Here is a 743-nt window from a genome sequence, read left to right on the forward strand (position 1 = left end):
TCTTTAAGAGCCAGTCCCCGATGATTATTTTTCCAATGGTTTTAGGATGTAGGAAATGAAGTTATTAAAAATACTTCTAATAGGTTTTTTTGCGTGTGGAGGATATTCGGCCTATGCCTCTATTCAAATTATGGCAACGCGAATAATTTTTGATGAAAAAAGTAAAGAACAAGTTATTAGAGTCAATAATATTGGGGATCTGCCCTCATTAGTCCAAGTGTGGTTAGAATCCGATAGGGATTCCATGGATTCTGGTGATGTGGAAAAAGAAGATTTGCCTTTTGTTATTAGCCCTCCAGTTTCGCGAATAAATGCGGGGAAAGGAAAGTCGTTTAGAGTTTTTAAAACAGAAGAAGCAAAAGCAAAGTTTCCCCGTGATAGAGAGACATTGCTCTGGGTAAATGTGCTTGATATACCCCCAGAGGTGGAAAACGATAATGCAAAAAATAAGCTAAACCTTGCATTTCGTACACGCTTAAAGTTCTTATATCGTCCGATAGGCTTATCTTCAGATCCAAGAGTTGCGGCAGAAAGTGTTAGTTGGGTGGCAAAAAGGACAGGTAAGGCGATTAATATCAAAGGTGAGAATAAGTCACCGTATCACATATCAATCGGTAAATTTGTAGTAACTGATGGCAGCAAGAAAATTGATTTAACGGGAGGGATGATCCTTCCTTATTCGAACTATGAATTTGATTTCAAGGTTACAGACCTTAGTAATCAGCCTATTAAGTTATTTTATA

Annotated in this window: 1 protein-coding gene; it reads left to right on the forward strand. The window is 37.4% G+C overall.

What is annotated here, in order from left to right; translation table 11 throughout:
• Window positions 1-55 precede the first annotated feature (55 nt).
• Window positions 56-743, forward strand: a 688-nt coding sequence (locus V1952_RS22260; protein ID WP_420075598.1) for a molecular chaperone, incomplete at its 3' end; no start/stop codon positions are given.

The organism is Yersinia sp. 2542 StPb PI (assembly GCF_048593855.1).
GTDB lineage: Bacteria > Pseudomonadota > Gammaproteobacteria > Enterobacterales > Enterobacteriaceae > Yersinia > Yersinia enterocolitica_E.